The organism is Pantoea sp. AS-PWVM4 (assembly GCF_000468095.1).
Taxonomy (GTDB): Bacteria; Pseudomonadota; Gammaproteobacteria; order Enterobacterales; family Enterobacteriaceae; genus Pantoea; species Pantoea phytobeneficialis.
In genome coordinates this window covers 85,361-111,254 of sequence record NZ_ASZC01000022.1, presented here as the reverse complement: position 1 = coordinate 111,254, position 25,894 = coordinate 85,361, and the positions used below count along the sequence as shown (strand labels likewise).

28 protein-coding genes are annotated in these 25,894 nt (G+C 55.5%); 21 read left to right on the top strand and 7 right to left on the bottom strand.

The features are described from left to right. Window positions 1-179: 179 nt before the first annotated feature. The 5 genes from lldP to yniD all read left to right on the top strand — a co-directional run bounded on the left by lldP (window position 180) and on the right by yniD (window position 4,485). On the top strand, window positions 180-1,835 hold the full coding sequence (gene lldP, locus L579_RS19665) for an L-lactate permease (protein ID WP_021185914.1): 1,656 nt from the start codon (window positions 180-182) through the stop codon (window positions 1,833-1,835). After that, window positions 1,832-2,617 carry a transcriptional regulator LldR gene (lldR, locus tag L579_RS19660; protein ID WP_013508051.1) on the top strand — a complete coding sequence of 262 codons (786 nt, stop codon included), beginning with the start codon at window positions 1,832-1,834 and terminating at the stop codon, window positions 2,615-2,617. The genes lldP and lldR overlap by 4 nt, the downstream gene beginning before the upstream one ends. Beyond that, on the top strand, window positions 2,617-3,807 hold the full coding sequence (gene lldD / locus L579_RS19655; protein WP_021185913.1) for an FMN-dependent L-lactate dehydrogenase LldD: 1,191 nt from the start codon (window positions 2,617-2,619) through the stop codon (window positions 3,805-3,807). Before lldR ends, lldD begins: the two co-directional genes overlap by 1 nt. Before the next feature lie 61 nt (window positions 3,808-3,868). Further along, on the top strand, window positions 3,869-4,297 hold the full coding sequence (locus L579_RS19650) for an OsmC family protein (protein WP_021185912.1): 429 nt from the start codon (window positions 3,869-3,871) through the stop codon (window positions 4,295-4,297). Window positions 4,298-4,377: 80 nt separating this feature from the next. Then, window positions 4,378-4,485, top strand: coding sequence for a small membrane protein YniD (gene yniD / locus L579_RS24215; RefSeq protein WP_223300457.1), 108 nt, complete (start codon window positions 4,378-4,380; stop codon window positions 4,483-4,485). Window positions 4,486-4,600: 115 nt separating this feature from the next. Here yniD and L579_RS19640 read toward each other — a convergent pair whose 3' ends face one another. Next, window positions 4,601-4,831 (bottom strand): hypothetical protein, encoded by a 231-nt coding sequence (locus tag L579_RS19640; protein ID WP_036627577.1) that lies wholly within the window; start codon window positions 4,829-4,831, stop codon window positions 4,601-4,603. 112 nt (window positions 4,832-4,943) lie between these two features. Then, complete coding sequence (locus L579_RS24070) at window positions 4,944-5,114, bottom strand: hypothetical protein (RefSeq protein WP_021185909.1); 171 nt, start codon at window positions 5,112-5,114, stop codon at window positions 4,944-4,946. A gap of 215 nt (window positions 5,115-5,329) precedes the next feature. Here L579_RS24070 and L579_RS24065 point away from each other — a divergent pair, with 215 nt between their 5' ends. After that, window positions 5,330-5,497 (top strand): hypothetical protein, encoded by a 168-nt coding sequence (locus L579_RS24065; protein WP_013508057.1) that lies wholly within the window; start codon window positions 5,330-5,332, stop codon window positions 5,495-5,497. Between the two features lie 85 nt (window positions 5,498-5,582). Here the strand turns inward: L579_RS24065 and L579_RS19635 are convergent, their stop codons facing one another. Continuing rightward, window positions 5,583-6,233: a CPBP family intramembrane glutamic endopeptidase gene (locus L579_RS19635; RefSeq protein WP_021185908.1), complete on the bottom strand. Its 651-nt coding sequence runs from the start codon at window positions 6,231-6,233 to the stop codon at window positions 5,583-5,585. A 219-nt stretch (window positions 6,234-6,452) separates the two neighbouring features. On the opposite strand from L579_RS19635, the gene L579_RS19625 reads away from it, so the two are divergent. Then, entirely contained in the window at window positions 6,453-9,026 is a 2,574-nt protein-coding gene (locus L579_RS19625) for a bifunctional diguanylate cyclase/phosphodiesterase (protein ID WP_036627574.1), read from the top strand. 271 nt (window positions 9,027-9,297) lie between these two features. Then, window positions 9,298-9,597 carry an I78 family peptidase inhibitor gene (locus tag L579_RS19620; RefSeq protein WP_021185905.1) on the top strand — a complete coding sequence of 100 codons (300 nt, stop codon included), beginning with the start codon at window positions 9,298-9,300 and terminating at the stop codon, window positions 9,595-9,597. Window positions 9,598-9,770: 173 nt separating this feature from the next. Here L579_RS19620 and L579_RS19615 read toward each other — a convergent pair whose 3' ends face one another. Then, the gene (locus L579_RS19615; RefSeq protein WP_021185904.1) at window positions 9,771-10,022 is read right to left on the bottom strand and encodes a biofilm development regulator YmgB/AriR family protein; all 252 of its coding nucleotides are present in this window, start codon (window positions 10,020-10,022) and stop codon (window positions 9,771-9,773) included. Window positions 10,023-10,413: 391 nt separating this feature from the next. Here L579_RS19615 and L579_RS19610 point away from each other — a divergent pair, with 391 nt between their 5' ends. Next, complete coding sequence (locus L579_RS19610; RefSeq protein WP_036627572.1) at window positions 10,414-11,718, top strand: multidrug efflux MFS transporter; 1,305 nt, start codon at window positions 10,414-10,416, stop codon at window positions 11,716-11,718. Here L579_RS19610 and L579_RS19605 read toward each other — a convergent pair. Then, entirely contained in the window at window positions 11,657-14,725 is a 3,069-nt protein-coding gene (locus tag L579_RS19605) for a beta-galactosidase (protein ID WP_036627568.1), read from the bottom strand. The two genes, L579_RS19610 and L579_RS19605, sit on opposite strands and share 62 nt — an antisense overlap. Before the next feature lie 253 nt (window positions 14,726-14,978). On the opposite strand from L579_RS19605, the gene L579_RS24060 reads away from it, so the two are divergent. The 4 genes from L579_RS24060 to L579_RS19590 all read left to right on the top strand — a co-directional run bounded on the left by L579_RS24060 (window position 14,979) and on the right by L579_RS19590 (window position 17,715). Further along, a complete protein-coding gene (locus L579_RS24060; RefSeq protein ID WP_021185903.1) occupies window positions 14,979-15,137 on the top strand; it encodes a hypothetical protein in 159 nt (52 codons plus the stop codon). A gap of 220 nt (window positions 15,138-15,357) precedes the next feature. After that, entirely contained in the window at window positions 15,358-15,612 is a 255-nt protein-coding gene (gene iraP, locus L579_RS19600) for an anti-adapter protein IraP (protein WP_021185902.1), read from the top strand. A 106-nt stretch (window positions 15,613-15,718) separates the two neighbouring features. Then, complete coding sequence (locus L579_RS19595) at window positions 15,719-16,021, top strand: PsiF family protein (RefSeq protein ID WP_021185900.1); 303 nt, start codon at window positions 15,719-15,721, stop codon at window positions 16,019-16,021. A gap of 167 nt (window positions 16,022-16,188) precedes the next feature. Next, window positions 16,189-17,715 (top strand): FAD-dependent oxidoreductase, encoded by a 1,527-nt coding sequence (locus L579_RS19590; protein ID WP_021185899.1) that lies wholly within the window; start codon window positions 16,189-16,191, stop codon window positions 17,713-17,715. A 55-nt stretch (window positions 17,716-17,770) separates the two neighbouring features. Here L579_RS19590 and proC read toward each other — a convergent pair whose 3' ends face one another. Beyond that, a complete protein-coding gene (gene proC, locus L579_RS19585; RefSeq protein ID WP_021185898.1) occupies window positions 17,771-18,583 on the bottom strand; it encodes a pyrroline-5-carboxylate reductase in 813 nt (270 codons plus the stop codon). Between the two features lie 133 nt (window positions 18,584-18,716). On the opposite strand from proC, the gene L579_RS19580 reads away from it, so the two are divergent. After that, entirely contained in the window at window positions 18,717-19,163 is a 447-nt protein-coding gene (locus L579_RS19580) for a YaiI/YqxD family protein (RefSeq protein WP_021185897.1), read from the top strand. Here the strand turns inward: L579_RS19580 and L579_RS19575 are convergent. Next, a complete protein-coding gene (locus tag L579_RS19575; protein ID WP_021185896.1) occupies window positions 19,160-19,864 on the bottom strand; it encodes a DUF2076 domain-containing protein in 705 nt (234 codons plus the stop codon). The genes L579_RS19580 and L579_RS19575 overlap by 4 nt on opposite strands. A gap of 284 nt (window positions 19,865-20,148) precedes the next feature. On the opposite strand from L579_RS19575, the gene aroL reads away from it, so the two are divergent. The 7 genes from aroL to ppnP all read left to right on the top strand — a co-directional run bounded on the left by aroL (window position 20,149) and on the right by ppnP (window position 25,817). After that, on the top strand, window positions 20,149-20,673 hold the full coding sequence (aroL, locus tag L579_RS19570) for a shikimate kinase AroL (protein ID WP_021185895.1): 525 nt from the start codon (window positions 20,149-20,151) through the stop codon (window positions 20,671-20,673). Window positions 20,674-20,855: 182 nt separating this feature from the next. Beyond that, window positions 20,856-21,047, top strand: coding sequence for a YaiA family protein (locus tag L579_RS19565; RefSeq protein WP_021185894.1), 192 nt, complete (start codon window positions 20,856-20,858; stop codon window positions 21,045-21,047). Window positions 21,048-21,328: 281 nt separating this feature from the next. Continuing rightward, the gene (locus L579_RS19560) at window positions 21,329-22,081 is read left to right on the top strand and encodes an IclR family transcriptional regulator (RefSeq protein ID WP_021185893.1); all 753 of its coding nucleotides are present in this window, start codon (window positions 21,329-21,331) and stop codon (window positions 22,079-22,081) included. A 160-nt stretch (window positions 22,082-22,241) separates the two neighbouring features. Continuing rightward, window positions 22,242-23,801, top strand: coding sequence for an OPT/YSL family transporter (locus L579_RS19555; protein WP_036627561.1), 1,560 nt, complete (start codon window positions 22,242-22,244; stop codon window positions 23,799-23,801). A 14-nt stretch (window positions 23,802-23,815) separates the two neighbouring features. After that, entirely contained in the window at window positions 23,816-24,748 is a 933-nt protein-coding gene (locus L579_RS19550; RefSeq protein WP_021185891.1) for a DUF1177 domain-containing protein, read from the top strand. A gap of 2 nt (window positions 24,749-24,750) precedes the next feature. Next, window positions 24,751-25,428, top strand: coding sequence for an AroM family protein (locus tag L579_RS19545; protein WP_021185890.1), 678 nt, complete (start codon window positions 24,751-24,753; stop codon window positions 25,426-25,428). Window positions 25,429-25,532: 104 nt separating this feature from the next. After that, entirely contained in the window at window positions 25,533-25,817 is a 285-nt protein-coding gene (gene ppnP, locus L579_RS19540) for a pyrimidine/purine nucleoside phosphorylase (protein WP_021185889.1), read from the top strand. Window positions 25,818-25,894: the final 77 nt, after the last annotated feature.

Genomic DNA, 25,894 nt, shown 5'->3' with positions numbered 1-25,894 from the left:
GTCACATAACACGAAAAATCACGCCAGTTCCGTTGCTTTAGGTTAACAATGCGTTAACTATCTGGAGCCAGAAAGCCCGGGAAACTGATTTTTGGTCCGACCAATTCAGTGATAAACACGGGCAGTAACGCGTGGCGCAACCGTCACGCAGGCTTCTGATGACCTCTGGAGATCACGCTATGCAGGTCTGGCAACAAAATTACGATCCTCTCAATAATATCTGGCTCTCCAGCCTGGTGGCGGTGATCCCGATTGTGTTCTTTTTCTTCGCACTGATTAAGCTCAAGCTGAAGGGCTATCAGGCGGGCACGGCAACGGTGGTTATAGCGCTGCTGGTGGCGCTGCTGTTGTACGGCATGCCGGTGGGACAGGCGCTGGCCTCGGTGGCGTATGGGTTTCTTTATGGTTTGTGGCCAATTGCCTGGATCATTGTCGCTGCGGTCTTTGTCTACAAAATCTCGGTTAAAACCGGCCAGTTCGATATCATTCGTGCCTCGATCCTGTCGATCACCCCTGACCAGCGTTTGCAGATGCTGATTGTCGGCTTCTCTTTTGGCGCTTTCCTCGAAGGGGCGGCGGGTTTTGGCGCACCGGTGGCGATCACCGCAGCCTTGTTGGTGGGGCTAGGCTTCAATCCGTTATATGCTGCCGGGCTGTGCTTGATCGTCAATACCGCGCCGGTGGCATTTGGCGCGATGGGGATTCCGATTATCGTTGCCGGGCAGGTGACCGGGCTGGACAGCTTTCATATCGGACAGATGGCCGGACGTCAGTTGCCATTCCTGACCATCATCGTGCTGTTCTGGATCATGGCGATCATGGATGGCTGGCGTGGAGTGAAAGAAACCTGGCCTGCGGTGATGGTGGCGGGGGGATCGTTTGCCATTGCGCAGTTCCTCAGTTCTAACTTCCTTGGCCCGGAATTGCCGGACATCATTTCGTCACTGGCTTCCCTGATTTGCCTGACCTTGTTCCTGCGCCGCTGGAAGCCGGTCCGTATTTTCCGTTTTAACGACATGGGCGCTTCCATAGTGGATCAGGATCTGTCGCGCCAGCGCTATAGCGCCGCTCAGGTGATCCGTGCCTGGATGCCGTTCCTGTTCCTCACGGCAACCGTGACGCTGTGGAGCATTCCGCCGTTCAAAGCGTTGTTCGCCAAAGGCGGGGCGCTGTATGACTGGGTGTTTACCGTGCCAGTGCCGCTGCTGCATGAGCTGGTGGCACGCATGCCGCCGGTGGTGGCAAATGCCACGCCTTACCCGGCGCTGTTCAAGTTTGATGTGGTATCAGCGACCGGCACCGCGATTCTGGTGGCGGCGGTGCTGTCGGTACTGTGGTTACGTATGAAGCCAAAAGCGGCGATTGAGACCTTCGGCGAAACCCTGAAAGAACTGGCGCTGCCGATTTACTCGATTGGTATGGTGCTGGCCTTTGCCTTCATCTCCAACTATTCCGGTCTTTCCGCCACTTTAGCCCTGGCGCTGGCCCATACCGGCGATGCATTCACCTTTTTCTCACCGTTCCTCGGCTGGCTGGGCGTGTTCCTGACTGGCTCGGATACCTCCTCCAACGCGTTGTTTGCGGCACTCCAGGCCACCACCGCGCAGCAGATTGGCGTATCGGATGTGCTGCTGGTGGCGGCCAACACCACCGGTGGCGTAACGGGTAAGATGATTTCACCGCAGTCGATCGCCATTGCCTGTGCGGCCGTGGGCCTGGTGGGCAAAGAGTCGGATCTGTTCCGTTTTACCGTCAAACATAGCCTGATTTTTACCTGTATGGTCGGCGTGATCACCACGCTTCAGGCGTATGTCCTAACCTGGATGATTCCATGACTGAAAACACGCCGCGCTTAGCGGATACGTTGCGGGCGCGGCTGCGCGCCTGGATTGATGAGCATCAGTTGCAACCCGGTATGCGTTTACCGGCGGAGCGGCAGCTGGCGGCGGAATTCGGCGTCTCACGATCGTCGTTGCGCGAGGCGATTCAGCAACTTATCAGCAGCGGCGTGTTAATCAGCCGGCGGGGCGGCGGCACCTGGCTGCGTCAGCCGCAGGAGCCGTGGTCAGAGCAACGTATCGTCGAACCGATTCGTCAGTTACTGGCCGCCGACCCGGATTATCGCTATGACATCCTCGAAGCGCGCCACGCCATCGAAGCCAGCACCGCCTGGCACGCGGCGTTACGCGCCACCGAGGCGGATAAAGAGAAGCTGCAATACGCCTTTGACGCCACGCTGAAACTGAAAGAGAGCGACGACCCGGACCTGGCGGCTCAGGCGGATGTGCGCTTCCATCTCGCCATCGCCGAAGCCTCGCACAACGTGGTGTTGTTGCAGACCATGCGTGGTTTCTTCGATCTGCTGCAATCCTCGGTGATGCAAAGCCGTCAGCGCATGTACACCCAACCGGTGATTTTTGACCGCCTGACTGAACAGCATCAGGCGCTGCTGAACGCCATTCTGGCGGGCGATGCCGAAGCCGCACGCCTGGCGGCAATGGACCACCTCGGGTTTGTGCATACCACGCTAAAAACCCTGCATGAAGATGAAGCGCGACAGGCGCGCATTACCCGCCTGCCGGGCCATGACCTGGATAAACGCAAGGAAAAACCCTGATGATCATTTCTGCTGCAAGTGACTACCGCGCCGCGGCGCAACGTATTCTGCCGCCATTCCTGTTTCATTACATTGACGGGGGAGCTTATGCGGAGCATACGTTGCAGCGCAACGTGGCGGATCTTGCTGATGTGGCGTTGCGTCAGCGCGTGCTGAAAAACATGTCCGATCTCAGCCTTGAGACCAAATTGTTTAATGAAACCTTATCGATGCCGGTGGCGCTGGCACCGGTTGGTCTGTGCGGCATGTACGCGCGGCGCGGCGAGGTACAGGCGGCGCGTGCTGCGGCGCTGAAAGGTATCCCCTTTACCCTGTCGACGGTGTCGGTGTGCCCGATTGAAGAGGTGGCACCGACGATTAACCGCCCGATGTGGTTCCAGTTGTATGTGCTGCGCGATCGCGGGTTTATGCGTAACGCCCTGGAGCGCGCCAAAGCGGCGGGGTGCTCAACGCTGGTGTTCACCGTGGATATGCCGACACCGGGCGCGCGCTACCGCGATGCGCATTCCGGTATGAGCGGCCCGCATGCTGCGCTGCGTCGTTACTGGCAGGCGGCGACCCATCCGCAATGGGCATGGGATGTGGGCCTGCATGGTCGCCCGCACGATCTCGGTAATATCTCCACTTATCTCGGTAAACCCACCGGGCTGGAAGATTATATTGGCTGGCTGGCGAACAACTTTGATCCGTCGATCTCATGGCAGGATCTGGAGTGGATCCGCGAATTCTGGGATGGTCCGATGGTGATCAAGGGCATCCTCGATCCGGAAGATGCCCGCGATGCGGTGCGCTTTGGGGCCGACGGGATCGTGGTATCGAATCACGGTGGGCGTCAGTTGGATGGTGTGCTGTCATCGGCGCGTGCGTTACCGGCTATTGCCGACGCGGTGAAGGGCGATATTACCATTCTGGCCGACAGTGGCATTCGTAACGGTCTGGATGTGGTGCGCATGATCGCCCTGGGTGCCGACAGCGTGCTGCTTGGACGTGCCTTCCTTTATGCCCTCGCCACCCACGGTCAACGTGGGGTGGAAAACCTGCTGAATCTTATCGAGAAAGAGATGAAGGTGGCGATGACGTTGACCGGAGCGAAAACTATCGCCGATATCACGCGAGATTCGCTGGTGCAGGCCAATGCGTTGTTGTCCGAGGCGGGGTTGGCCCCGGCGCGTCCGCGTGCGGTGAGTTGATCCGTCAGAGTGAAGGGGGTTGGCTATACTTACTCCCTGTCTGACTAACCGGAGGAATGACATGACCATTCACAAGAAAGGATCTGCCCATTGGGAAGGTGACATCAAAGGGAAAGGCACCGTAAGCACCGAGAGCGGCGTACTGAGCAATCAGCCTTATGGCTTCAATACGCGCTTTGAAGGCGCAAAGGGGACCAATCCGGAAGAGTTGATTGGTGCTGCGCACGCCGCCTGTTTTTCCATGGCGCTGTCGTTGATGCTGGGTCAGGCGGGACATCCGCCGGAAAGCATTGATACCACTGCGGATGTGTCGCTGGACAAAAAAGGCGAGGGATTTGCCATCACGAAAATCGCGCTGACCAGTAGCGTGACGTTGCCAGGCATTGATAACGCGAGATTTGATGAGATTATTCAGCAGGCGAAAGCCGGTTGCCCGGTTTCCCAGGTATTGAATGCCGAGATCACCCTCGACTACACGCTGAATAATTGATCGCCTCAATCGCAGACCAGAGCTAGAATCGATGATGCGCTTACGGGCGCATCGTTGCTTTCTGCTGATCGGGAGGAGACTTGGCAAAATATCTGGCTGCGAAAAAACACTGGAAAATGGTTTTGGTGTTGCTGTGTATTTGCGGTGCGCTGCTATTGATTCGCTGGGCGGCGATGATATGGGCTTAAAGGATTGGATCAGCCGACATAAGCTGGGTGTGCTGGTGATGGTGATTCTGGCCCTGGAGCTGGTGCATTACCTGCTGACCGCCAGTTGGCTACCCTGGCAACTGGGCTAAGATTCTCAGGCGTATTCGTTGTCAGGGCGCGCCGTACGGATGTTACTGCGGGCGATACGATAGGCTTTGCGCGGGTCCCCCACCACAAATTCAAAGGTCGGCGAGTAATAAAACGGCAGCCAGCCACCATAGCCGCTCTCCCACTCCCAGCGCACCGGGCACGGCCAGAGAATGCCATCATACAAAATGTAATAAACCCAGCGTCCGTTAGGACGGCGGGGGCGAGTTGTTTTCATGGGAGTCACAACAGTAATAGTGTAAATCTGCTTATATTTTGAACGCTAAACCCGGCACTTGCAACGCCAGTGGCGTAATTTATCTGCACCTGATTGCCTTGCTGGTAGCAAATTAACGGTGTACCTCGCCGCAAATCAGGACCACGTTAGGGCGCACTTTATGAATGCGTGCCGCCATCTGCTCACAGGCCACTTTGGTCGGATAAATATATTCCGACACTGGCAACGCGTCACAGGCATCATGTCCACACGCGCTCACTAACAATACAAAACCAATCAGCATGGTTTGGCTCCTGATACACATTTTCTCTGGCACGGAAAGTGTGGCTGTTTGTTCCCTTTTAACGATCCAGTATAGCCAAACGAAACGGGAGCGGGTTATCACCCTGAGCGGCTTTTTTTTGCCCTAACGACCGGATTATACCTGGGCCGGTGCACAACATCAGCGCATTCTGAGCTAAACTGTGCGGCCCTGGAAAAATGAGAAGTGAGTAACACATGTCGATTGAAATTGCCCATCCGGCCAGCAGCCCGAAACAAGCCGCCCTGCAACTGGTGATTGAACTGGTGCGCGCTGGAAAACTTAGCCCGCTGCACGGCGACGCCTCGAATATGATTTCCATCTACGAACAGTTCAAAAACCACTTCGAAGCAGAAAAAGAGTAACGGCGCGATACCCGAAAAGTCCGCGCGACAAATCGCGCTGCTACGGAATGGGAGTCGCCCTGTAGCGGCGCGATTTATCGCGCGTCTACCCGGCGTAATACCAGACCGGCAGAATCGCGATTAGGTTATTTAGCGTGTGCAGGAACACCGGCAGTGCCAGGCTGTTGCTGCGCAGGCGTGCATAGCACAGCAGCAGTGAGAACAGCGTCAGCGCCACAATGGTTTCCCAATGCACGTATTGGGTATGCATGGCGGCGAACAGCAGCGAGGTCAGCAACATGCAGGCAAAGCGGCTTTTCGGTGCCCACAGCAGGAACCCCTGCAACAGAAAACCGCGAAACAACACCTCTTCAAATACCGGAGCCAGCAACACCGCCGTCAGCAACAGGATCAGCATCGAGCTGCGCCCCTGCTGCGTTTGTGCCACCAGCCATCCTTCCGGTTGCATAAACTGCGTTTGTGCCGCCATCAAAATGAATAACGCGCCAATAAACAACAGGGTCTGACCGGGACGGAGATAGCCGAGCGGGATGTCATTACGACGCTGGCAATAGAAGCGGTACAGCGGATAGATCACCGCAAATTCGAACAGACAAAGTACCGGCACCAGCAAACCGTCATTACGCAGCACGCCGTAGTTAGGAAACAGCGTAATCAGCATGGTAACGAGGTAATAAACCACAAAGCTGCCAACGTAAAACAGCGTCAACGTGACTTTGTCGGATTGGGTGTCCATAGGCGACTCAGCGAGCAGAGGAAATCGCATAGTAGCAATGGCGATGATCGCTGTCGAGGGCGCGGTGGGGAGATTTCTGCTGCTCAAATATTCTGCCATTGGGCTAAATCTGGCGCGCGCCGCGCCGATAATCGAAAAAATCATTACAGGGTACAGTTGCGTCACCAATGCGACCTGCATCCTCTTTTTTGCAGTCTGTTTTTTTCGCGAGCATTGCGCATGAATTCTGAGTCTCACTGGTTTGCCAGGGCCAACAGGGAAGCACTTACGGTACGCGTGACACGACGTAGCCTGCGTACGCTCACCGCATTGCTGTTTGGTGTGCTGGTGCTCTCAATGGTGATGGTGATGGCGATCGCCCATCATCAAAATAATGTTTCCATCGAACATGACGAGATGCTGTTACGCCAGGCGTGGCATGCCCGTCAGCAGGAGATGTTGATCGATGTGCGCGATTACGCCTTCTGGGGGGAGGGCTATAAAAACCTGCATCTTCAGCTCAACAAGGTCTGGGCGTTTGATGAAGAGAACCTTGGCGCGAACCTGTACAAGGAGTACCACTACGAAGGGGTGTTTGTGGTTGATGGCGCGGGTCAGACGCGTTACGCGATCATCAATGGTGAGATGGTAGACACTCCGCTGGAAAGCTGGCTGGGTGCACAAACCGCCACGCTGTTGACGGTAACGCGCAAATTAGGGCACGAAGCCATCGCCCGTAACGTGCAGATATTTGGCCAGCCCGCTTTGGTCGTCTCTGCTCCGATTACTCCAGGTAAAGTCCCCAATTTACCCACTCTCCCCGGCCCGCCATCGGTGCTGGTATTTGTGAATATTTTTACCCCGGCGAAACTTCAGGCGATGGGCAAAGCGATGGATGTCATCAATCCACATGCCCCCACCAGCAGTGATGATGCGCAGGATGAGCCCCGGTTGGTGGAGACGACTGCTGGGGGTGAACCGGTGGTGATTCGCTGGCAGGCCAAGTCCCCAGGCATGGGGTTGATTTGGTTACTGCTGCCGCTGCTGGTGTTGATGGCGCTGACCATTGCGCTGGTGACCCGTCGGGTGGTGCGTCATGCGTTATATAACGCGGTCCTGTCCGATCGCCGTTTTGAAATGCTCACCATCAGCCAGCGCGAACTGGCCGACAGTGAGGAGCGTTTTCGCGATCTGGCTGAAGCGGCATCCGACTGGATCTGGGAAACGGATGACCAGGGGCGTTTATGCTACCTTTCCGCGCGGTTTACCGAGGTCACCGGGCATGAGGTGAAACGCTGGCTTGGCCGTCATCTTGATCATCTGCTCAGTCATCCCAGCCATTCACTGGTGACCTGGTTGATGCGCCAGGGGGAAGATGTCCCCCGCGTGCCGTTGCGTTGTCAGTTTATGTCGGCAACCGGTGAACGGCGCATTGGGCAACTGATGGCAAAAACCATTCGGCGCAACGGCTTGCGGTCCGGCTTCCGTGGCACCGTGTCGGATATCACCTATGAAGTGGACGCACAGGCGCGTATTCAGTTTCTGTCACGTCACGACATGCTGACTGGTCTGGCAAATCGCATGCAGTTGCAGGAGTTTCTTACCTCACATCTCAACCAGGCGACGGATGATGATCCGTTGATTGTGATCAGTCTCGATCTTGATCAGTTCAAGCCCATCAACGACACCTGGGGACATACGGTAGGGGATGCGGTCCTGAACCAGATTTCCCAACGGTTGCAAAGTCTGATGGGCGCGCATGAACTGGCGGCGCGCCTGGGAGGCGACGAGTTTATTTTGGTGATGCGTGAGGCATCTCGCGCCGGGGTTGAGTATCGTTGCCGTGCGCTGCAACGTGCGATCCACCAGCCGGTGCTGAGTGGTTCACACCAGCTCAGCCTGACGGCCAGCATGGGGATCGTCTGTGCGCCGCAGGATGCCAGCCATCCAGAGGCGTTGCTACGCCTGGCGGATATTGCGCTGGGGCAGGCACGCGCTGCCGGGCGTAATCAATGGGTGTGGTACTCCAATGAGATGGCGAGTCATTTGCAATCGAAGCGTGAAATGGTACAGGCGATTGAAGTCGCGCTCGGCAGTGAGGCCTTCAGCCTGCATTATCAACCACGTTATCAGTTGCAAAATGGTCAGTTGGCCGGTGCTGAAGCCTTGATTCGCTGGCAGGTGGCTGAGGACAAATGGATCACCCCTGACCGTTTTATTCCGCTCGCCGAAGAGAATGGTTTGATCAATGCCATCAGTGATTGGGTGCTGATGCGCGCCTGTACTGATGCACGCGACTGGGGGGATCAACGGTACGTTTCCGTTAATATCTCGCCGGTGGAGTTTCGTGGCAGCGATCTGGTGCAGCGTGTCGCTCGGGCGCTGGAGGCCAGCGGTTTACCGGCAACCCGGCTGGAGCTGGAAATCACCGAAAACATCACTTTTGAGCACCCGGATCGCGCCCTGGAAATCATGCAGGGACTGCGCGCTCTGGGGGTACGGTTAACGGTGGATGATTTTGGTACCGGCTATGCGGCGCTGGGTTATTTGAAAACGTTCCCGTTTAACGGCCTGAAGATTGATCGCTCGTGGATGAAGGAGTTTCCTGAGTCGCCGCAGGCGCAATCGGTGGTCGCGGGGATTGTCGGGTTGGCGCGCGCGTTTGCGCTGACCATCACAGCCGAAGGGATTGAAACCGAAGCGCAACTGAACGAATTGAAAGTGTTGTCTTGCGAAGAAGGGCAGGGCTACTTTCTTGGGCGGCCGATGCCGCTGGCGGCGTTCAGAGCGCTACTGAATCAACAAGATGTTTAACGCACTTTAACGGCCACACAGGTCATCAAAATTGCAAAACCAATAAAAATCGCGAGTTCCATAATCATCACCTCAGATAAATCTTAGGTAATTTTACTCAATGGTTGCTGAAATATTGGGCAGATTGTGTGATTAATCCGAAAAAGTGCGATCGCGATCGCCTCGGGATGCGGTTTTTCTGCGATACGTCTGATGGTAATTTTTATGTTTCACAGGCACGCTTGGCTACTCTCGGGCAACCGGTTGTCTGATTATCCAGGAGGAGAAAAACGTGAAACATTATGGAAAAGCGCTGCTGGTGATGGGGTTCCTGACCCTGACTGCCTGCCAGTCAGCGAGTAAACCTGACACCGCTGCGAGCACGGCCCAGGACGCGGAAAACGATATGTGTGGCGCATCGCAGTATCAGAATTACATCGGCCAGCCTTTATCGGCCTTGCAGAAGCAACGTTTTGACGTGCCAGTGCGCGCCATTCCGTGGAATTCTGCGGTGACGATGGACTTCAATCTGCGCCGCCTGAATTTTACCGCTGACCAAAGCGGCAAGATTGACAAGGTCTACTGCGGGTAACATCAAACCGACATCGCATTGTCATCGCGCTGTCACAGCGTCGGGCGAGGATAGCTGCGCATTACGGAGATTTCCTCGTCACTCTCGAATATGCAATGCTCGTCTTGTTTTCCCGCCTCTGGCGGGATTTTTTTATGTCTGAATGCACGAAACCGTAGCGGCGCGATGGGGTTTTATTCATGCGGTCGCGCTTCCAGCAGTTGGGCCAGTAAGTTGCGATAACTTTGCAGGCGCTGCTCATCTCCCTCAAACTCCAGCTTCGCGATCACCCGCGCGATCACCGCCTTGCTGGTCGCGGGCTGACCCGCATCCATCAGTTCGCGCATAATGGCCGCCAGCAGATCGCCCTCATGCGGCGCATGCCAGGCTGGACTGTTAAAATAATCGGTAATCGCCCGACTGGCGCTGTTGGGATGCACTCTCATGGCTGACCTCCGCAGAGACAACGATGCCCGCTGCCTGGGACAGGCAACCGCGGGGAGATTTCGGGTTAAGTCTGCATACTGCCCAGAACGGGCAGCGCCCCACCAGCGGCGGCTGGTGGTTTTTTAAACATAGTTGCGGCGTCAAAAATTGTCAGTAACCGTCAGAAATATTTTTTCACGATTTGAGCTATGGACGATTTAGCAATTTTTTTTCGGGTTTGTTTTTGCACATTAACCCGCTGTAAATCGCCCTCTGCGTAATATTTGCTGTGCGCAGAGGTAAGCTGACTAGCGGAAAACTGCGTTTTTATCCCTATGCCATGTTTTGCCGTCCGGCCCTGTCAATGGATTGTTAAACTGAACCCTCATTTCAATTTTGATGTGCTCTCTCATGTTACGCTCCGTAGAACCCTGGAAAATCAATCTGATCTCGGTCTGGTTCGGCTGTTTTTTTACCGGGTTGGCGATTAGCCAGATCATCCCGTTTCTGCCGTTGTATATCGAACATCTTGGGGTGCGCGGGGATAATGCGCTGAGCTTGTGGTCAGGGTTGACCTTCAGTATCACTTTCGTGATTTCTGCGGCGGTGGCACCGCTATGGGGCAGCCTCGCCGATCGTAAAGGGCGTAAGCTGATGCTGCTGCGCGCTTCGTTCGGCATGGGCGCGGTGATTTTGTTGCAGGCATTTGTCACCCATGCCTGGCAACTGCTGCTGCTGCGCGCCCTGATGGGGTTGACCTCGGGTTATATTCCCAATGCGATGGCGCTGGTGGCAGCGCAGGTGCCGCGTGAGCGCAGCGGTTGGGCGCTGAGCAGTGTCGCAACCGGTCAGATAGGCGGGGTGATCCTTGGGCCGATGATTGGCGGTCTGCTGGCTGACTGGCTCGGTCTGCGCATGGTGTTTATCGTTACCTCGGTATTACTGATGATCAGCTTTCTGGTCACACTTTTCCTGATTAAAGAAACCGGCTATACCCCGATTGGTAAAAAAGACAAGCTGAGTGGACGCGAGGTGTTTCGTAGCCTGGAAAATCCGCGTTTGATGGTGTGCCTGTTTATCACCACGATGGTCATCCAGATGTGCAACGGGTCGGTGAACCCGATTCTGACTCTGTTTGTGCGTGAACTGGCCCCTTCTGCTGAGAACATTGCGTTCCTTAGTGGTGTGATTGCCGCACTGCCGGGTATTTCGGCGCTCATCTCGGCACCGCGACTTGGCAAGCTCGGCGACCGCATTGGCACTCAGCGCATTCTGATCGCCACCATGATTACCTCGCTGGTGCTGCTCACCGCCATGTCATTTGTCACCAGTGCCACGCAACTTGGCGTGCTGCGTTTTCTGCTGGGCTTTGCCGATGGCGCGATGATGCCTGCGGTGCAAACGCTGTTGGTTCGCCATTCGAGTGATAATATCACCGGGCGTATTTTTGGTTATAACCAGTCGTTTATGTATTTGGGCAATGTGGCTGGCCCGCTACTGGGGGCCGCAGTTTCCGCCGCAACGGGCTATCGCTGGGTGTTCTTTGCCACTGCGATGGTGGTGCTGATTAATGTCTTGTTGCTGCGTCGTTTCTATCGCCGCCCGAAAACCACGCTGGCGCACCCGGTGAGCCAGCGTGACGAGGTGGAGAAGGCTACTGACGCAGCGTCAGGGAGAAGTGCCAGCGCTGTTGAGAAAGCAAAAACTCCGGGCTGACGCTTGGACTCCAGGAGTCATCACCGCCGACCCCCATATGGAAACCATCGAGATGCAGCCAGCAGCCCGCTTCTGGCTGCAACAGGTGGCGATGTGAGGTGTCGCGCAACTGCTCCAGGCTGTGCTGACTGAGCGAGAAGGCAAAGTCACCGCTTACCTGCCAACTACCGGTATCGAGCTGGCGTGTTCCGCCGCGCAGACCATTCTCTCCGGGAAAAACGTATTCGGTGCGCATCGCACTCAACGGCTGCTGCCAGCGGGAGAACTGCGCTGCCAGTTGACGATCCGGATAGTTTTCATGCGGGCCGAGTCCCAGCCAACTGACCTGCTGCGGGGCGTGGGCCAGTTGTGTGCGTAAGCCGATACGTGCTGGTGGCGGCAAGCCTGCCGTCTGTTCGACGTCCACGTCGATGGTGAGTTCGCCATTGCCGCGAATCTGATAACGTTTGCGGCTGGTAAAAATCAGCTGACCGGCAAAAAGCCACTGATGCCGCGTTTCGATCAATACGCTGTGCTTCAGACTATCGATCTCCATCGCCACCAGCTGTGGCTCCAGTTGATCATAACCGGCGCGTTTCCAGCGTTCGACCCAGGCATTGGGATCCACATTAGCCGCTTCGCTGGTGCCGATATCGTTATCGATTGGCGCACGGATAAAACAATCTTCGAGCGGCGTCAGCAGGGTTTCCTCATCATTCACCAACCACTGCACCATCTCCCCACTGCGGCGGGAAAAATGCCAGCGCTGCTGCGGCAGGTAGACGGCGATGAGATCATGATTGGACTCGATCTGCGGGGCCGGTTCAGGATTCGTCTGCGTCTCCAGCGGCAGGGCGGCAGGCAAGGACCATTGATGCCAGGCGACGCGTGCATCCGCCTCTGACCAGGAAGTGGCGCGTGGCTGGTGCACCGCCAGATTGAGCCAGCAATTCCCCTGCAATCCTTCTGCCGGTGGGAGATCAAAGGTCTGGCTGGCGCGTGCTGCGATATCGAGCGGCAGTTCGCCACGGGCAATGACTTGTCCCTCCTGCTCAATCGACCAGCGCAGCACTTCGTTATCGCTGTGGCGGAACAGATAATCGCTGCTGACGGTAAAACGGTACGGGTTCTGCGCATCAGGCGTGAACTGGAAAAACTGCTGTGCACGCTGGGCCTCGAACAATGCCGGATGCGGGGTGCGATCGGCAAACACCAGGCCATTCATACAGAACTGGCGATCATTCGGCGTATCGCCAAAGTCTCCGCCGTAGGCCTGCCACGGCTGGCCTTGCGCGTCATAGCGCGTCAGGCTTTGATCAACCCAATCCCAGACGAAGCCGCCCTGCAAACGCGGAAACTGGCGGAAGGCCTGCCAGTATTTGGCAAAGCCGCCAAAGCTGTTACCCATCGCGTGGGCATATTCACACAGGATCAGCGGGCGGGTTTCGCCGGGCAGTCCAATCCACTTTTTCAGTGACCATTTGGGGACAGCCGGGAAGGGCTGGTCCTGATCGACGCGTGCATACATCGGGCAAACAATATCGGTAGCGGCGGTATTGGCTCCGCCGCCTTCATATTGCACCGGGCGTGTTGGATCGCTGCTTTTTACCCAGCGATACAGCGCATCATGGGTGCTGCCGTGACCGGACTCATTGCCCAGCGACCAGATAATGATGCAGGGGTGATTACGGTCACGCTGCACCATGCGGGTGACGCGTTCGCTGTAAGCGGCAAACCAGCGCGGATCGTCAGAGAGTCGATTCATCGGCTGCATGCCATGGGTTTCGATATTGGCCTCATCGACCACGTACAAACCATATTCATCGCACAGGCGATACCACAGCGGGTGATTAGGGTAATGGGCGCAGCGCACCGCATTGAAGTTATGACGCTTCATCAGCTCGATATCACGACGCATGCTGGCTTCATCCACCACCTGACCCTTTTCCGGGTGATGTTCGTGACGGTTAACACCGCGAATCAGCAACGGCTGACCATTCAGGCATAACAGGCCATTTTCAATCGCCACGCGACGGAAACCGACATCGTATGCTTCCGCTTCCAGCAGATTGCCTTGATCATCCAGCAGCGAAACCACCGCACGGTATAAATGCGGCGTTTCGGCGCTCCATAACCTGGGGTGATTAACGGGCAAAACCAGCAAAGCGCGTTCCGGGTAGTGGCCGCGTTCGTCAATGATGGCGCTGCCGGGCGTTTGTTGGTGTTCGCCGATCAGCGTTTCCCCCTGCCACAGGCTCAGACGCAGTCGGCAGGGCTTGAGATGCTGGATCTTTACGCTGACACGCAAATCCGCACGGATATATTCCGGGCTGAGTTGCGTTTCGATCTGCACGTCAGACAACTGTGTCTCGGGTTTATGCAGCAGGGTGACGTCACGAAAAATGCCGCTCATACGCCACATATCCTGATCTTCCAGGTAGCTGCCATCGCACCAGCGCAGCACCATTACCGCCAACCGGTTACTGCCTGCTTGCAACGCGGCGCTGAGATCGAATTCGGCCGGTAAGCGACTGTCCTGCGAATATCCTATCCAGTGACCGTTGCACCACACAAAGAAGGCGGAGTTTACGCCATCAAAGATAATGCGCGTCTGGCCCTGCTGTAGCCAGCTATCGTCAACATTAAATGTGAGCGAGTAACATCCGGTGGGGTTATTCGCCGGAACCAACGGCGGATTGACCGGAATAGGATATTGCACGTTGGTGTAAATGGGGGCGTCATAACCGTGTAATTGCCAGTTTGCGGGGACGGGAAGGGTGCCGGCATCCGGGAGATCCTGCAACAGCCAGCTTTGTGGCACCGCTTCTGGCTGGCTGAAATAACTGAACGTCCATTGACCGTTCAGACAACGACGGGAAGGCGAAGGCCGATTGTCGCGGGCGGCCTGCTCGTCACGCCAACTGGCAAAAGGGGGATGCGCATCCAGTCGGTTCAGGCTGGTGATCACCGGGTTTTCCCAGTCGCGCCGCGCCAGGATTTCATTCAGGGAAACAGAGACAGATGTCATATTAGGATCTCATTAATTGTAATGCGCTCACATTGCGTTAAATTGCGCCAACTGTAAAGCGCTGCTACCTGCTGTCGGGCAGGAATTTTTATCGCTTTTATTACGCCTTTGTCGGTTTTCTCCTGGCGTAGTGCCAGTAAATTGTTAAGCATGGTGAGCAGGGATGAATAGCGCCGGGTTGCGGAGAATTCTGTATTGTCGGGCGCGCTGGCGACTCATACACTCAGCGCGATTTCTCCATCCTGAGGTAATTATGGTCCGTATTGTTAAAATCGCAGCCGTTGTGGCATTGGTGACCGCGCTGAGCGGTTGTATTTTCCCGCCTCCAGGTGGCGGTGGTGGTTGGGGCGGCGGTGGCGGCGGTTGGGGTGGCCACGGTGGCGGTCCGGGTCGCGGATTTATGGGGCCATAAGCCATTAACCTCCCGGGTTAATTGCTGCTATAGCGCGCGAAACGTTTCACAAAAGCATTATTTATCAGAGAAACGTTTCGCCGCTTAATAATAAAATCCTGCACCAAGTTTTCTTTCCCGCCTTTTTTAACTGAGTTAACAGGATCGCATAAAAATCCCTGTTGTTTTATTCTGCTCAATGCTAACGTCAGCATTTCCCTCAACTAATTGAGTTGGTCGCATGAAAAATCTGATTGCGGAACTCCTGCTTAAGCTGGCTGAAAAAGAAGAAGAGTCTAAAGAATTAGTGGTCCAGGTTGAGGCGCTGGAAATTGTGGTCACGGCCTTGTTACGCAAACTTGAGCCGGAACAATTAAAAGGGATTACATTGGGTATTGAAAACGCGATGACACCGGCAACCGAGCCAGAAACGTCTCCCGATGCCCTGCTGCTACGTAATTACGTTGAAAAACTGCTTAACCATCCCCGCATATGATTTTCTCAACGCCTGTGATCGCCACAGGCGTTTTTCATTATATTTATTTCTGCTTTGCTTATCTCATGCCAGGCTTATCAGGCGATAACTCTATGGAGAAGATGCAATGAAATCGTTTTTTATGGCAATGATGGCTGCGGGCTTATTGTTAGCGGGTACTGCGAGTGCCGCAGAGAAAACGGCGCAGCAGGAAAAAATGACCATGTGTAATCAACATGCGTCATCGCAAAACCTGAAAGGTGATGCGCGTAAAAGCTTTATGAGCGACTGTCTGAAAAAAGACAGCAAAATGGGCAGCATGACGCCGCAGCAAATGAAGATGAAAACCTGTAACACCGAAGCGGGTGATAAAAAACTCAGCGGCGATGCACGTAAAACCTTTATGAGTTCGTGCCTGAAAAAAAGTTAATCTCCTGATAGCGGTCTGAGGGCCGCTATTTTTTATTACCCGCTAAAAAACCCGGCTTAACAGACTGTTACCCGTCTCCCTTTATTATCAGCCCCCCTAAATTATCAGGCTTTGCCAAACTTACTGTTTGTATGGATTTATGGCATCTACAGTAAGGGAGGCCAAAGGTGAGTTATCAATCTGTCGTTGAATTGAAAAAGCTTAAGCAGCATAAACCGACCAAATTTACCGTCGGTGATAAAGATATTTTGCTGATCCGTGCAGGTGATCGTGTCCATGCTTTGCAAGCCAAATGCCCCCATGCTGGCGCACCACTCGAACAAGGGGCGGTATGCGGAGATGAATTGGTGTGCCCCTGGCATAAGGCGGTGTTTGGCATTGAAGATGGCAGGATGCATGAACCGCTGGCTCTGGCGGATTTGAAAAACTATCCGGTACGTATCGAACAGGGGCAGGTATGGGTCAACACCAAAGCCATGTCCTCAGCCACGCTGCCTGCGACTGAACGAGAAAAACCGGTTTGCGTCGTGCTGGGATCGGGGGCGGCAGGCAGCGCAGCGTTGTGGACGCTGCGACACGAAGGCTTCACCGGGCATCTGGTTCTGATTGAGCGCGAAGCTGAGGCACCCTACGATCGCACCGCGTTAAGTAAGTTTGTCCCGGCGGGGAAAATGGCTATCGAAGAGGTGCCGCGTTTACTGAAAGACGATGTGCTGGGGCATGTTGAGCGTATTCAGGCCAACGTGGTGGAGCTGGACAGTGCGGCGCAACAGTTGACGTTCTCCAATGGTCAGACCTTACCCTTTGATCAGCTCCTGATTGCCAGCGGTGGTAGCGCGCAGCCACTGGACATTCCTGGACGGGATTTACCTGGTGTTCACCTGTTGCACTCGCTCAGCCAGGCTGCATCGCTGCTGGAGGATGTTGATGAAACCCATCAGATCGTGATTGTTGGCAATAGCTTTATTGGTATGGAGTTGGCGGGCGCGCTGCGAAACCGGGATGTTGATGTCACCGTATTGGCGCGTCACCCACTGCCGTTTGCTAAACAATTTGGTGATGAAATTGGCCGATATTTTCGCGAACTGCACACCGGAAATGGGGTGAAGATGGTGCAGGGGGAACCTCAGGCGCTGATCGGTACTGAACACGTTGAAGCCATCACGCTGAAAAATGGTAAGCAACTCACGGCAAGTCTGGTGCTGTTTGCCACCGGTATTCAGCCAGTTACCGGATTTATCCATGATCTGGCAATGCAGGCAGATGGCAGCCTGACCACGGATAGTCAGCTACAGGTGGCGAAAAATATCTGGGCAGCGGGTGATATTGCCAGTTATCCCACGCCAAATGGGCCACTGCGTATCGAGCACTATCGGGTGGCGCAGCAACAGGGTCGAATTGCTGCTCTGAACATGTTGGGGCAACGCCAGCTGTTTGACCGTGTGCCCTTTTTCTGGACCGCACACTACGGCACGCGCTACGAATATCTGGGACATGCCACAGAATGGGATGAATACCGTTTACTGGGATCATTACAGGACAAGCGTTTTATCGCCTTTTATGGACAGCAGGGAAAGCTGGCGGCAGCTTGTTCAGCGGGCATGTATACCTTGACGGCAACGCTGGTAGAACTGATGCAGCAACCGATGACAATGGCGCAGGGAATAGCGCTGTTTGAAGAACATCAAGGTTAAATACGCATTTCGTAGCGGCGCGATAAATCGTGCCGCTACGACAGAAGGGGCTAAATTACTGCTTACTTAGCGCATCGGATTTCTTCATACATTGCTGCATCGCTTCGATCACCGCAGCACGGAAGCCTTTCTCCTCCAACACTTTCACCGCTTCAATGGTGGTGCCGCCGGGAGAACACACCATATCTTTCAGTTCACCGGGATGTTTGCCGGTCTCCAGCACCATCTGCGCGGATCCCTTCACGGCCTGCGCGGCAAACTGATAGGCCTGGGCGCGGGGCATGCCGCCCAGTACCGCAGCATCGGCCATCGCCTCAATAAACATAAACACGTAGGCCGGGGCTGAACCGCTGACGCCGACCACCGCGTGAATCAGATATTCGCTGACCACTGCGGCCTTACCGAAGCTTTCGAAAATCGCCACTACTTCATCCGTTTCATGCTGCTCAACCAGCACATTCGGTGTTACCGATGTCATCCCTTCATTGACCAGCGAGGGTGTGTTCGGCATCACGCGGATGATTTTACGATCGTGGCCCAGCACGGCAGCCAGCGAATCCAGCGTCACTCCGGCGGCAATCGACACCACCAGCGCCTCTTTTTTTAGCTGACTCGTCAGATCCTTCAGCACTTTGAGAATGACATTGGGTTTCACCGCGCCAAACAGGATATCGACTTCCGCTGCCAGGCTTTCGGCACTCTCTGCCGCCGTCACGCCATACTGCTGCGCCAGAGCCTGATTGGTTGCCGGTTTGCGATCATAAACCAGGATATTGGCCGGGGCGATCCGCCCGCTGTTTACCAGACCGCTGATAATCGCTTTTGCCATATTACCGGCACCGATAAACCCGATTTTCTTCTCCAGCATTGCGTGATCCTTAAGATGGTTCAATTTTCTGTATCGGCTAGCTTACGTGGCTGGACGGCGCGATCAAATTAAATTTGCCATTCTGGCGCAGAACGGCAAGATCACACTCATTCACTGTAAGAAAGGATCCATTATGTCGATTTGGGTTGATGCTGATGCCTGCCCCAATGTCATCAAAGAAGTGTTGTACCGCGCCGCAGAACGCACACAAACCCTGGTGACCTTTGTGGCTAACCAGCCGCTGCGCGTGCCACCTTCACCGTGGCTGAAAACCTTGCAGGTTGCGGCAGGTTTTGATGTGGCTGATAACGAGATTGTCAAACGCGTTGAGCCGGGTGAGTTGGTGATCACCGGTGATATTCCGCTGGCAGCGGAGGTGCTGGAGAAGGGGGCGGCGGCGCTGAATCCGCGTGGTGAACGTTATTCGCCGGATACCATTCGTCAGCGCTTAACCATGCGCGACTTTATGGAAACCATGCGCGCCAGCGGGATTCAAAGCGGCGGCCCGTCGGCTCTCAGCCCACGCGACCGCCAGCAGTTTGCTAATGAACTGGATAAATGGTTACGTCAACGGCGTTAGACAAAACTGTCGTCGTCGTTAAAATCGTCACTGCCGCCGAAATCGCTGAAGTCATTGTTGTCGGCGAAGCTGTTATCCCAGCCGCTGGTATTATCGTTCAGGAACGCGTTGTTGCTGTCGTTGACACCATTAAAGGTATCAAGATTGTCATCAACTTGTGGCAGCGCTGGCTCGTTGATGATGTTCACAATCTCTTCCGGCTGCGAATGATGGAACAGGCTGGTCAACATATCCGCCATCACCACACCACCGGCCACACCCACTGCGGTCTGCAATGCGCCGCCGAGAAAACCGGTGCCACGCGCCGCTGGAGCACTGGCATACTGCGGCTGCTGATATTGCGGCTGCTGGGGTGGTGCGCTGTTCCACACCGGTTGCTGCTGCTGCGGTTGTGCCGCCGGACGTGAACCGCCGCCAAACAGGCTGGAGAGGAAACCGCCGCTGCTCTGCTGCGGTGCCTGCTGCTGTTGCTGCGCCTGCGCCAGACGATTCTCCAGCTCACCGATTTGCGCATTGAGCTTTTTCATCGCGGCTTCCTGAATCAGGATCGCCTGCGCCATGTAATAAGGTGCACCGGGCTGTGACAGCAAGTGTTGTTTGATTAACTGCTCTGCGCCCGCATCACGCGGGCCACTTTGACTCTCAGCCTGTTTCAGACGGCTGAACAGGCTTTCAATTAACTGTTGTTCTTCGCTCTGCATGGTAAACCTCCGTTTGCGAGTTATCCCACTATATGCGGGCGGGATGACAGAAAGTAAATCAACGCGCTGGTAAGCAAATGTTGCCCGAACTTACACTTTTGCGGATGCACAAAACTCGCATGATTTTTCCTTTATTAATTATATAGATATGAGATTGTATGGGCAAGATACGCGTAAATCGTGCTTCGCCGGTGGCTGATGAAATGAAATCCAGGTATCATGCGACGCAATATTGACCTGATGACAATGCCCGTGCGGCAAAACACGGCGGAGGATGAGCCAGGATGTCATTACCCATCTATCTGATCGGCGCACGCGGTTGCGGTAAAACCACCATTGGCCAGGCGCTGTCGCAGGCGCTCGGTTACGCCTTTCGTGATACCGACCATCACCTGCAAATCACCACTCAGCGTACCGTGGCGGAAATCGTGGCGGCTGAAGGCTGGGATAGCTTTCGCGCGCGCGAAAGCGAGTCGCTTCAGGCGGTCACTGCGCCCGGTACAATCATTGCCACCGGTGGTGGTATGGTGCTGGCCGAGGTGAATCGTCGCTTTATGCGTGAGCATGGCCAGGTTATCTGGTTGAATGCGCCTTCAACGGTGCTGGCCGACCGACTGGTGCGTCAGCCAGAAGCGGCGCAACGCCCGACCTTAACCGGCCGTCCGATTGCCGAAGAGATGGGCGATATCCTGCGTCAGCGTGCGCATCTTTACCATCAGGCCGCGCACCATGAGGTGAATGCCATGCAGTCGCCGGATTTGGTGGTGGAAGCGATCCTGCAATCCCTCTCTCTGGCGCGTGCCAGCTAACGTCTGCAAATTCCCCGTAACGGCGCATTAAATCGCGCGCTTTTAAACCTCGCGCGCTTTTAAACCTCGCGCGATTTAACGCGCCGCTCCGTAAATTATCGTGATCCTCGTTGTCTATACTTAAAAACGGACAGGGGATTACTGCTGTCCGTTTGGATAACTGAGTTACCCAGGAGGGCAATATGCCATCAAGACCACCTTACCCGCGCCAGGCCCGCATCGTCACCGTTGAAAAAGGCACGGCGGGCAATACCGTCACCTGGTACGAATTACGCGCCGATCATCCACGCCCGGACTCGCTAATTAGCGAACATAAAACTGAAGCGGAAGCGCAGGATGCCAAAAATCGCTATGAAGATGTGGAAAAAGAGTAATATCGGCTGGCAAGGATGCCAGTAATGACTTGCCGTTATTAACCATATTTTTCTCTTCCCGTGAATTCGCTGCAAAGCGGCCAGAAAGTCATCGTCTTTTCTGCGCTTAATTCTCTCTGCCTGATAAAATCACTCATTTTTTACTTTATTCCTCATTTTATGCTGCCTTAATTTCCTGCCATTTTTTCTGGTACAAAATTTGCGCTTGACCACAAAAACCTGACGTTTTAATTTCGGGGTATTGACTCAGGAACTCAGTTCCAAATAGTGAAACTACTTTTATGACCACACTCGAAAATGCCGCCGCAGTGCTTAAGTTATTCCAGCGCTTTGGCGTGACGCAGGGGCATCCCGGCCTCACCTTCACCGAGGTGGTTGAGGCATTAGAACTGCCAAAAAGTACCGTTTCCCGTCTACTGGCGACGATGGAAAGTCAGGGGTTACTGGAACGCGATCCAGACAGCCGCTGCTTCCATATTGGTCGCGTACTGCTGTCGGTTGCGGGGCATTATCTCTCCACACCGTTGGTGGATAGTGCTTCGGGCGCGATGGCGCGCCTGGCCTCCAGCACCGGATGCATGGGGTATATCTCGGTGTTGGATGGGCACGATATCCTTGTGATGCGTATGTATCACGGACGCCTGTTTACCCAGTTGATTACCCCTCCGGGCACGCGGATGCCGGCTGCGGGGACGTCCACCGGTCGCGTGTTGCTGGCACAAAGCAGCGATGAAGAAGTCCGGGCGCGCTTTGCCGACGAGTGGCATGCCGCCTCACTTAACTCTCCGCTGGATGTTGATGCGCTTTGCACCGAGCTGGCCACTATTCGTCGCCAGGGGTGGGCGCTGGCACGCAATGAAACCTTACCGGGCATCAGCTCGATGGCGGTTGCCGTCACCAATAAACATCGCGGCGAAAGTGTCGCACTCTGTCTCTCATTTCTTTCACAGGAAGCAGCCCCGGGTTATCCGGAAGCGTTGCTCAATGAATTACGCGCCACCGCGGCCATCATGGCCGAAAAATATGGTGCCTGATTTTACGGCGTAATATTTCGCGCCACACCAGGGAAATAACAGGCCTTCGGGCCTGCTTATTTCAACCGTCAGGGAATGATTATTTAACTCAATACCGCCGTCCCGCGTGTCGGGCGGTGCGTAATCACGTTTTCGCCAGGGTGAATTTACGGGGAATAACATGCGTCACACTAATCCAATAAAAAGTCTCGGAGTGGGTTTAATGCTGGTATTGCTGTCCGTTGCGGGCGCAATTATCGGCGTACAATTAATTACGACCATCGGGGTCACCCCCAATACCTCAATTATCGGCGCGCTCTTTGCCATGCTACTGGCGCGTATTCCGTTGCAATGGTTTCGCCGCTACCGTTCGGTCGAAGTGCAGAACCTGGCGCAAACGGCCATCTCTTCCGCCACTTTCGGTGCTGCCAACAGTTTGCTGATGCCGATTGCTGTGCCCTGGGCGTTGGGTGAACCGCAGTTGGTGCTGCCGCTGTTTGTCGGCGTCAGCGCGGCCATGCTGCTGGATGCTTATCTGCTCTATCGCCTGTTTGATACCCGCGTATTCCCGGCCAGCAACGCCTGGCCGCCGGGCGTTGCGGCCGCCGAAGCGATCAAAGCCGGTGACAAAGGTGGCCGTCAGGCGTGGCTGCTGGTGGTGGGGATTGTCGGCGGGATTGTCGGATCAATGCTGAAGATCCCGATGTCGGCATTTGGCACCGCGTTTATCGGTAATATTTGGGCGCTGACGATGCTTGGTGTTGGCTTCCTGTTGCGCGCTTATTCCCAGCCGGTGGCGGGCATTGATATCAACGCGCTATATATCCCCCACGGCGTAATGGTGGGTGCCGGTCTGGTGGCGTTGATTCAGGTGGTGCAGGTGATCCGCAGTGGTCGCAACGAGGCGATCAATGTCAGCCGTAGCGACAGCGAAGTGAAGCGCTCGCTCGGTTTCGGCACCGTTGGTTACATCGTTATCTCGGCATTACTGGCGCTGGCGGGCGGTTTGTGGAGTCAGATGGGCCTGCCGATGCTGGTGTTGTTTATCGTCTATGCCGCCTTTGCTGCCTTTGTGCATGAGTTGATTGTCGGTATTGCCGCGATGCACTCCGGCTGGTTCCCGGCGTTTGCTGTGGCGCTGATTACCTTAATCCTGGGTATTTTACTCGGCTTCCCGCCGTTGGCGCTGTGTCTGCTGTGTGGCTTTACCGCCGCTACCGGCCCGGCGTTTGCGGATATGGGCTACGACCTGAAAGCCGGTTTTATCCTGCGTGGTAACGGCGCGGATGTGCAGCAGGAGCTATGGGGGCGTCGCATCCAGCTGATTGCCGCGATGATCGCTTTTGTGATCGCCATTCCGGTGGTGTGGTACGCCCATAACCTGTTCTTCGCAGAAAACCTGCTGCCGCCAGTGGCGCGCGTATATGCCAAAACCATTCAGGCCGGTGCAGAACCGGGTATCGCAGGCAGCCTGCTGATGTGGGCCATTCCTGGCGCGATCATTCAGTTGATTGGCGGACCGAAGCGTCAGCTTGGCGTTCTGCTGGCGACCGGCTTGCTGATTAACAACGCGGCTGCCGGATGGGCGGTGCTGGTAGGGATTGCGCTACGCGTTCTAATCCTGCGCGTCTGGGGCGAGCGTGGCCGGTCACCGATGGAGGTGATGGCGGCAGGTTTTATCGCCGGAGATGCGCTCTACAGTTTCTTCCATTCACTTTTTGCCAGTAGCAGTAAGAAATAATCAGGGAATCCAACATGAGTTTACAGCAGACACTGCAAGTCTTTGAGTTACTCGATAGCGCTTTCGTCGATGGTCAGCAGGTGGTTGATCTGTTCGCCGCCTATCCGGGCGTCAGCGCCAGCACCAAACGCGTCAGCGGCCCGAAAGGACGTACCGACTTTGTGCGCATCGATATTCCGGGGGCACAGGGTAAAAGCAAGGGCGGCAGCGCCCCAACGCTCGGCATCATTGGCCGTCTGGGCGGTATCGGTGCGCGCCCGACGCGCATCGGCATGGTGTCGGACGCCGACGGTGCTGTGGCAGCGGTCAGCAGCGCGCTGAAGCTGGCGCAGATGCAGACCAAAGGCGATGTGTTGGCCGGGGATGTGATCATCACCACCCATATCTGCCCGGATGCGCCGACCCGTCCACATGAGCCGGTGGATTTTATGGATTCACCGATCGACGATGTCACCATGAACGATAACGAAGTGGTGGCGGGTGTGGATGCCATCCTCTCCATCGATACCACCAAAGGCAACCGTATCCTCAATCACAAAGGTTATGCGCTGTCGCCGACGGTGAAAGAGGGTTACATCCTGCGCGTGTCGGAAGATCTGTTGCGTATTATGGAGATGACCAGCGGTCGCCCGGCGGTAACTTTCCCGATTACCACCCAGGACATCACGCCGTACGGTAACGGGGTTTATCACCTCAACAGTATCCTGCAACCTTCAACCGCGACCGATGTGCCGGTGGTGGGTGTGGCAATTTGCGCGGAATCGGTGGTGCCAGGTTGTGGCACCGGAGCCAGCCACGAAGTGGACATCGCCAGCACGGTGAAGTTTGCCGTGGAAGTGGCGAAAGAGTTTGGCCGCGAAACCTGCCAGTTCTATGACGCGCAGGAGTACGCACTGCTGCTATCTTTGTATGGTAGCCTCAGCCATCTGCGTTCCCGGAAATCATAAGTATGAAAACATCCCTGATTACCCTGACCATCGGTCAGTCTCCACGCAGCGACATTCTGCCGCTGTTGCAGGCCCATCTGCCAGCAGAGCAGGTGGAGCACGCCGGTTTGCTTGACGGCCTCACCCTTGCGGAAGTGGAGCAGCACTATACGCCGGTTGCCGGTGAGAAAGTGCTGGTGTCGCGTATGCTGGATGGGCAGCAGGTGCGTCTGTCGGCGTATCAGGTTGAGCAGGGATTGCAGCAGAAGATCTATGCACTCGAGGAGCAGGGTTACAACACGATCCTGCTGCTGTGCACTGGCGAATTTGGTTCGCTGAAAACCCATAAAGCGCTGCTGCTGGAGCCGGATCGTATTATCCCGCCGTTGGTCGGCGCGATTGTGCATGGGCACAAAGTCGGGATCGTGGTGCCGGTAGAGGAGCAGATCGCGGAACAGGCCAATAAGTGGCGCAATCTGGGTACGCCGCCGTGTTTTGCGGTAGCCAGCCCCTATCTGGCGCAACAGGCGGATTTGGTGGAGGCGGGGCTGTCGCTTCAGGAGCAGGGAGCTGATGTGGTGGTGCTCGATTGCATCGGTTATCACCAGAAGCATCGCGATTTTCTGCAAAAGATGTTGGGCATTCCGGTGCTGTTGTCCAACGTGCTGGTCGCCAAGCTGGCTGCGGAATTGATCGTTTAATGCATGGGGATCACAAGTTGTGATCCCTTTTGTCATTTCGCGTGACAGATCAGCGAGTTCCCTTGTAATCTGCCTGTTATCTTAATGTGCTGTGAGGAAGTGATATGCTCAACGTGAGTGAGTATTTTGACGGAAAAGTGAAGTCCATTGGTTTCGATAGCGTCACCATTGGTCGCGCAAGCGTGGGCGTAATGGCGGAAGGCGAATACACCTTCGGCACCGGCCAGCCGGAAGAGATGACTGTGGTCAGCGGCGCGCTGAAAGTGCTGCTGCCGGGTGAAAGCGAGTGGAAGTGGTATGAAGCAGGCAGCGTGTTCAACGTGCCGGGCCACAGCGAATTCCATTTGCAGGTGGCTGAGCCAACGTCTTATCTGTGCCGCTATCTGTAAGTATCCTATCCAGGCCGCAGCGTTTCGCTGCGGCCTTTTTTATTATCGGTAGCACAGGCCTGGTGCTAACACCGTTA

What these genes read in the sequence shown, in the direction of transcription:
- L579_RS19550 (WP_021185891.1), top strand. Translation starts at nt 23,816, where the DNA reads ATGAGTTTACAGCAGACACTGCAAGTCTTTGAGTTACTCGATAGCGCT.
- L579_RS19595 (WP_021185900.1), top strand. Translation starts at nt 15,719, where the DNA reads ATGAAATCGTTTTTTATGGCAATGATGGCTGCGGGCTTATTGTTAGCG.
- ppnP (WP_021185889.1), top strand. Translation starts at nt 25,533, where the DNA reads ATGCTCAACGTGAGTGAGTATTTTGACGGAAAAGTGAAGTCCATTGGT.
- L579_RS19545 (WP_021185890.1), top strand. Translation starts at nt 24,751, where the DNA reads ATGAAAACATCCCTGATTACCCTGACCATCGGTCAGTCTCCACGCAGC.
- L579_RS19575 (WP_021185896.1), bottom strand. Translation starts at nt 19,864, where the DNA reads ATGCAGAGCGAAGAACAACAGTTAATTGAAAGCCTGTTCAGCCGTCTG.
- L579_RS19650 (WP_021185912.1), top strand. Translation starts at nt 3,869, where the DNA reads ATGACCATTCACAAGAAAGGATCTGCCCATTGGGAAGGTGACATCAAA.
- L579_RS19610 (WP_036627572.1), top strand. Translation starts at nt 10,414, where the DNA reads ATGTTACGCTCCGTAGAACCCTGGAAAATCAATCTGATCTCGGTCTGG.
- L579_RS19555 (WP_036627561.1), top strand. Translation starts at nt 22,242, where the DNA reads ATGCGTCACACTAATCCAATAAAAAGTCTCGGAGTGGGTTTAATGCTG.
- proC (WP_021185898.1), bottom strand. Translation starts at nt 18,583, where the DNA reads ATGCTGGAGAAGAAAATCGGGTTTATCGGTGCCGGTAATATGGCAAAA.
- aroL (WP_021185895.1), top strand. Translation starts at nt 20,149, where the DNA reads ATGTCATTACCCATCTATCTGATCGGCGCACGCGGTTGCGGTAAAACC.
- L579_RS19615 (WP_021185904.1), bottom strand. Translation starts at nt 10,022, where the DNA reads ATGAGAGTGCATCCCAACAGCGCCAGTCGGGCGATTACCGATTATTTT.
- iraP (WP_021185902.1), top strand. Translation starts at nt 15,358, where the DNA reads ATGAAAAATCTGATTGCGGAACTCCTGCTTAAGCTGGCTGAAAAAGAA.
- L579_RS19625 (WP_036627574.1), top strand. Translation starts at nt 6,453, where the DNA reads ATGAATTCTGAGTCTCACTGGTTTGCCAGGGCCAACAGGGAAGCACTT.
- L579_RS19605 (WP_036627568.1), bottom strand. Translation starts at nt 14,725, where the DNA reads ATGACATCTGTCTCTGTTTCCCTGAATGAAATCCTGGCGCGGCGCGAC.
- L579_RS19560 (WP_021185893.1), top strand. Translation starts at nt 21,329, where the DNA reads ATGACCACACTCGAAAATGCCGCCGCAGTGCTTAAGTTATTCCAGCGC.
- lldR (WP_013508051.1), top strand. Translation starts at nt 1,832, where the DNA reads ATGACTGAAAACACGCCGCGCTTAGCGGATACGTTGCGGGCGCGGCTG.
- lldP (WP_021185914.1), top strand. Translation starts at nt 180, where the DNA reads ATGCAGGTCTGGCAACAAAATTACGATCCTCTCAATAATATCTGGCTC.
- L579_RS24070 (WP_021185909.1), bottom strand. Translation starts at nt 5,114, where the DNA reads ATGCTGATTGGTTTTGTATTGTTAGTGAGCGCGTGTGGACATGATGCC.
- L579_RS19640 (WP_036627577.1), bottom strand. Translation starts at nt 4,831, where the DNA reads ATGAAAACAACTCGCCCCCGCCGTCCTAACGGACGCTGGGTTTATTAC.
- L579_RS24060 (WP_021185903.1), top strand. Translation starts at nt 14,979, where the DNA reads ATGGTCCGTATTGTTAAAATCGCAGCCGTTGTGGCATTGGTGACCGCG.
- lldD (WP_021185913.1), top strand. Translation starts at nt 2,617, where the DNA reads ATGATCATTTCTGCTGCAAGTGACTACCGCGCCGCGGCGCAACGTATT.
- L579_RS24065 (WP_013508057.1), top strand. Translation starts at nt 5,330, where the DNA reads ATGTCGATTGAAATTGCCCATCCGGCCAGCAGCCCGAAACAAGCCGCC.
- L579_RS19565 (WP_021185894.1), top strand. Translation starts at nt 20,856, where the DNA reads ATGCCATCAAGACCACCTTACCCGCGCCAGGCCCGCATCGTCACCGTT.
- L579_RS19580 (WP_021185897.1), top strand. Translation starts at nt 18,717, where the DNA reads ATGTCGATTTGGGTTGATGCTGATGCCTGCCCCAATGTCATCAAAGAA.
- L579_RS19635 (WP_021185908.1), bottom strand. Translation starts at nt 6,233, where the DNA reads ATGGACACCCAATCCGACAAAGTCACGTTGACGCTGTTTTACGTTGGC.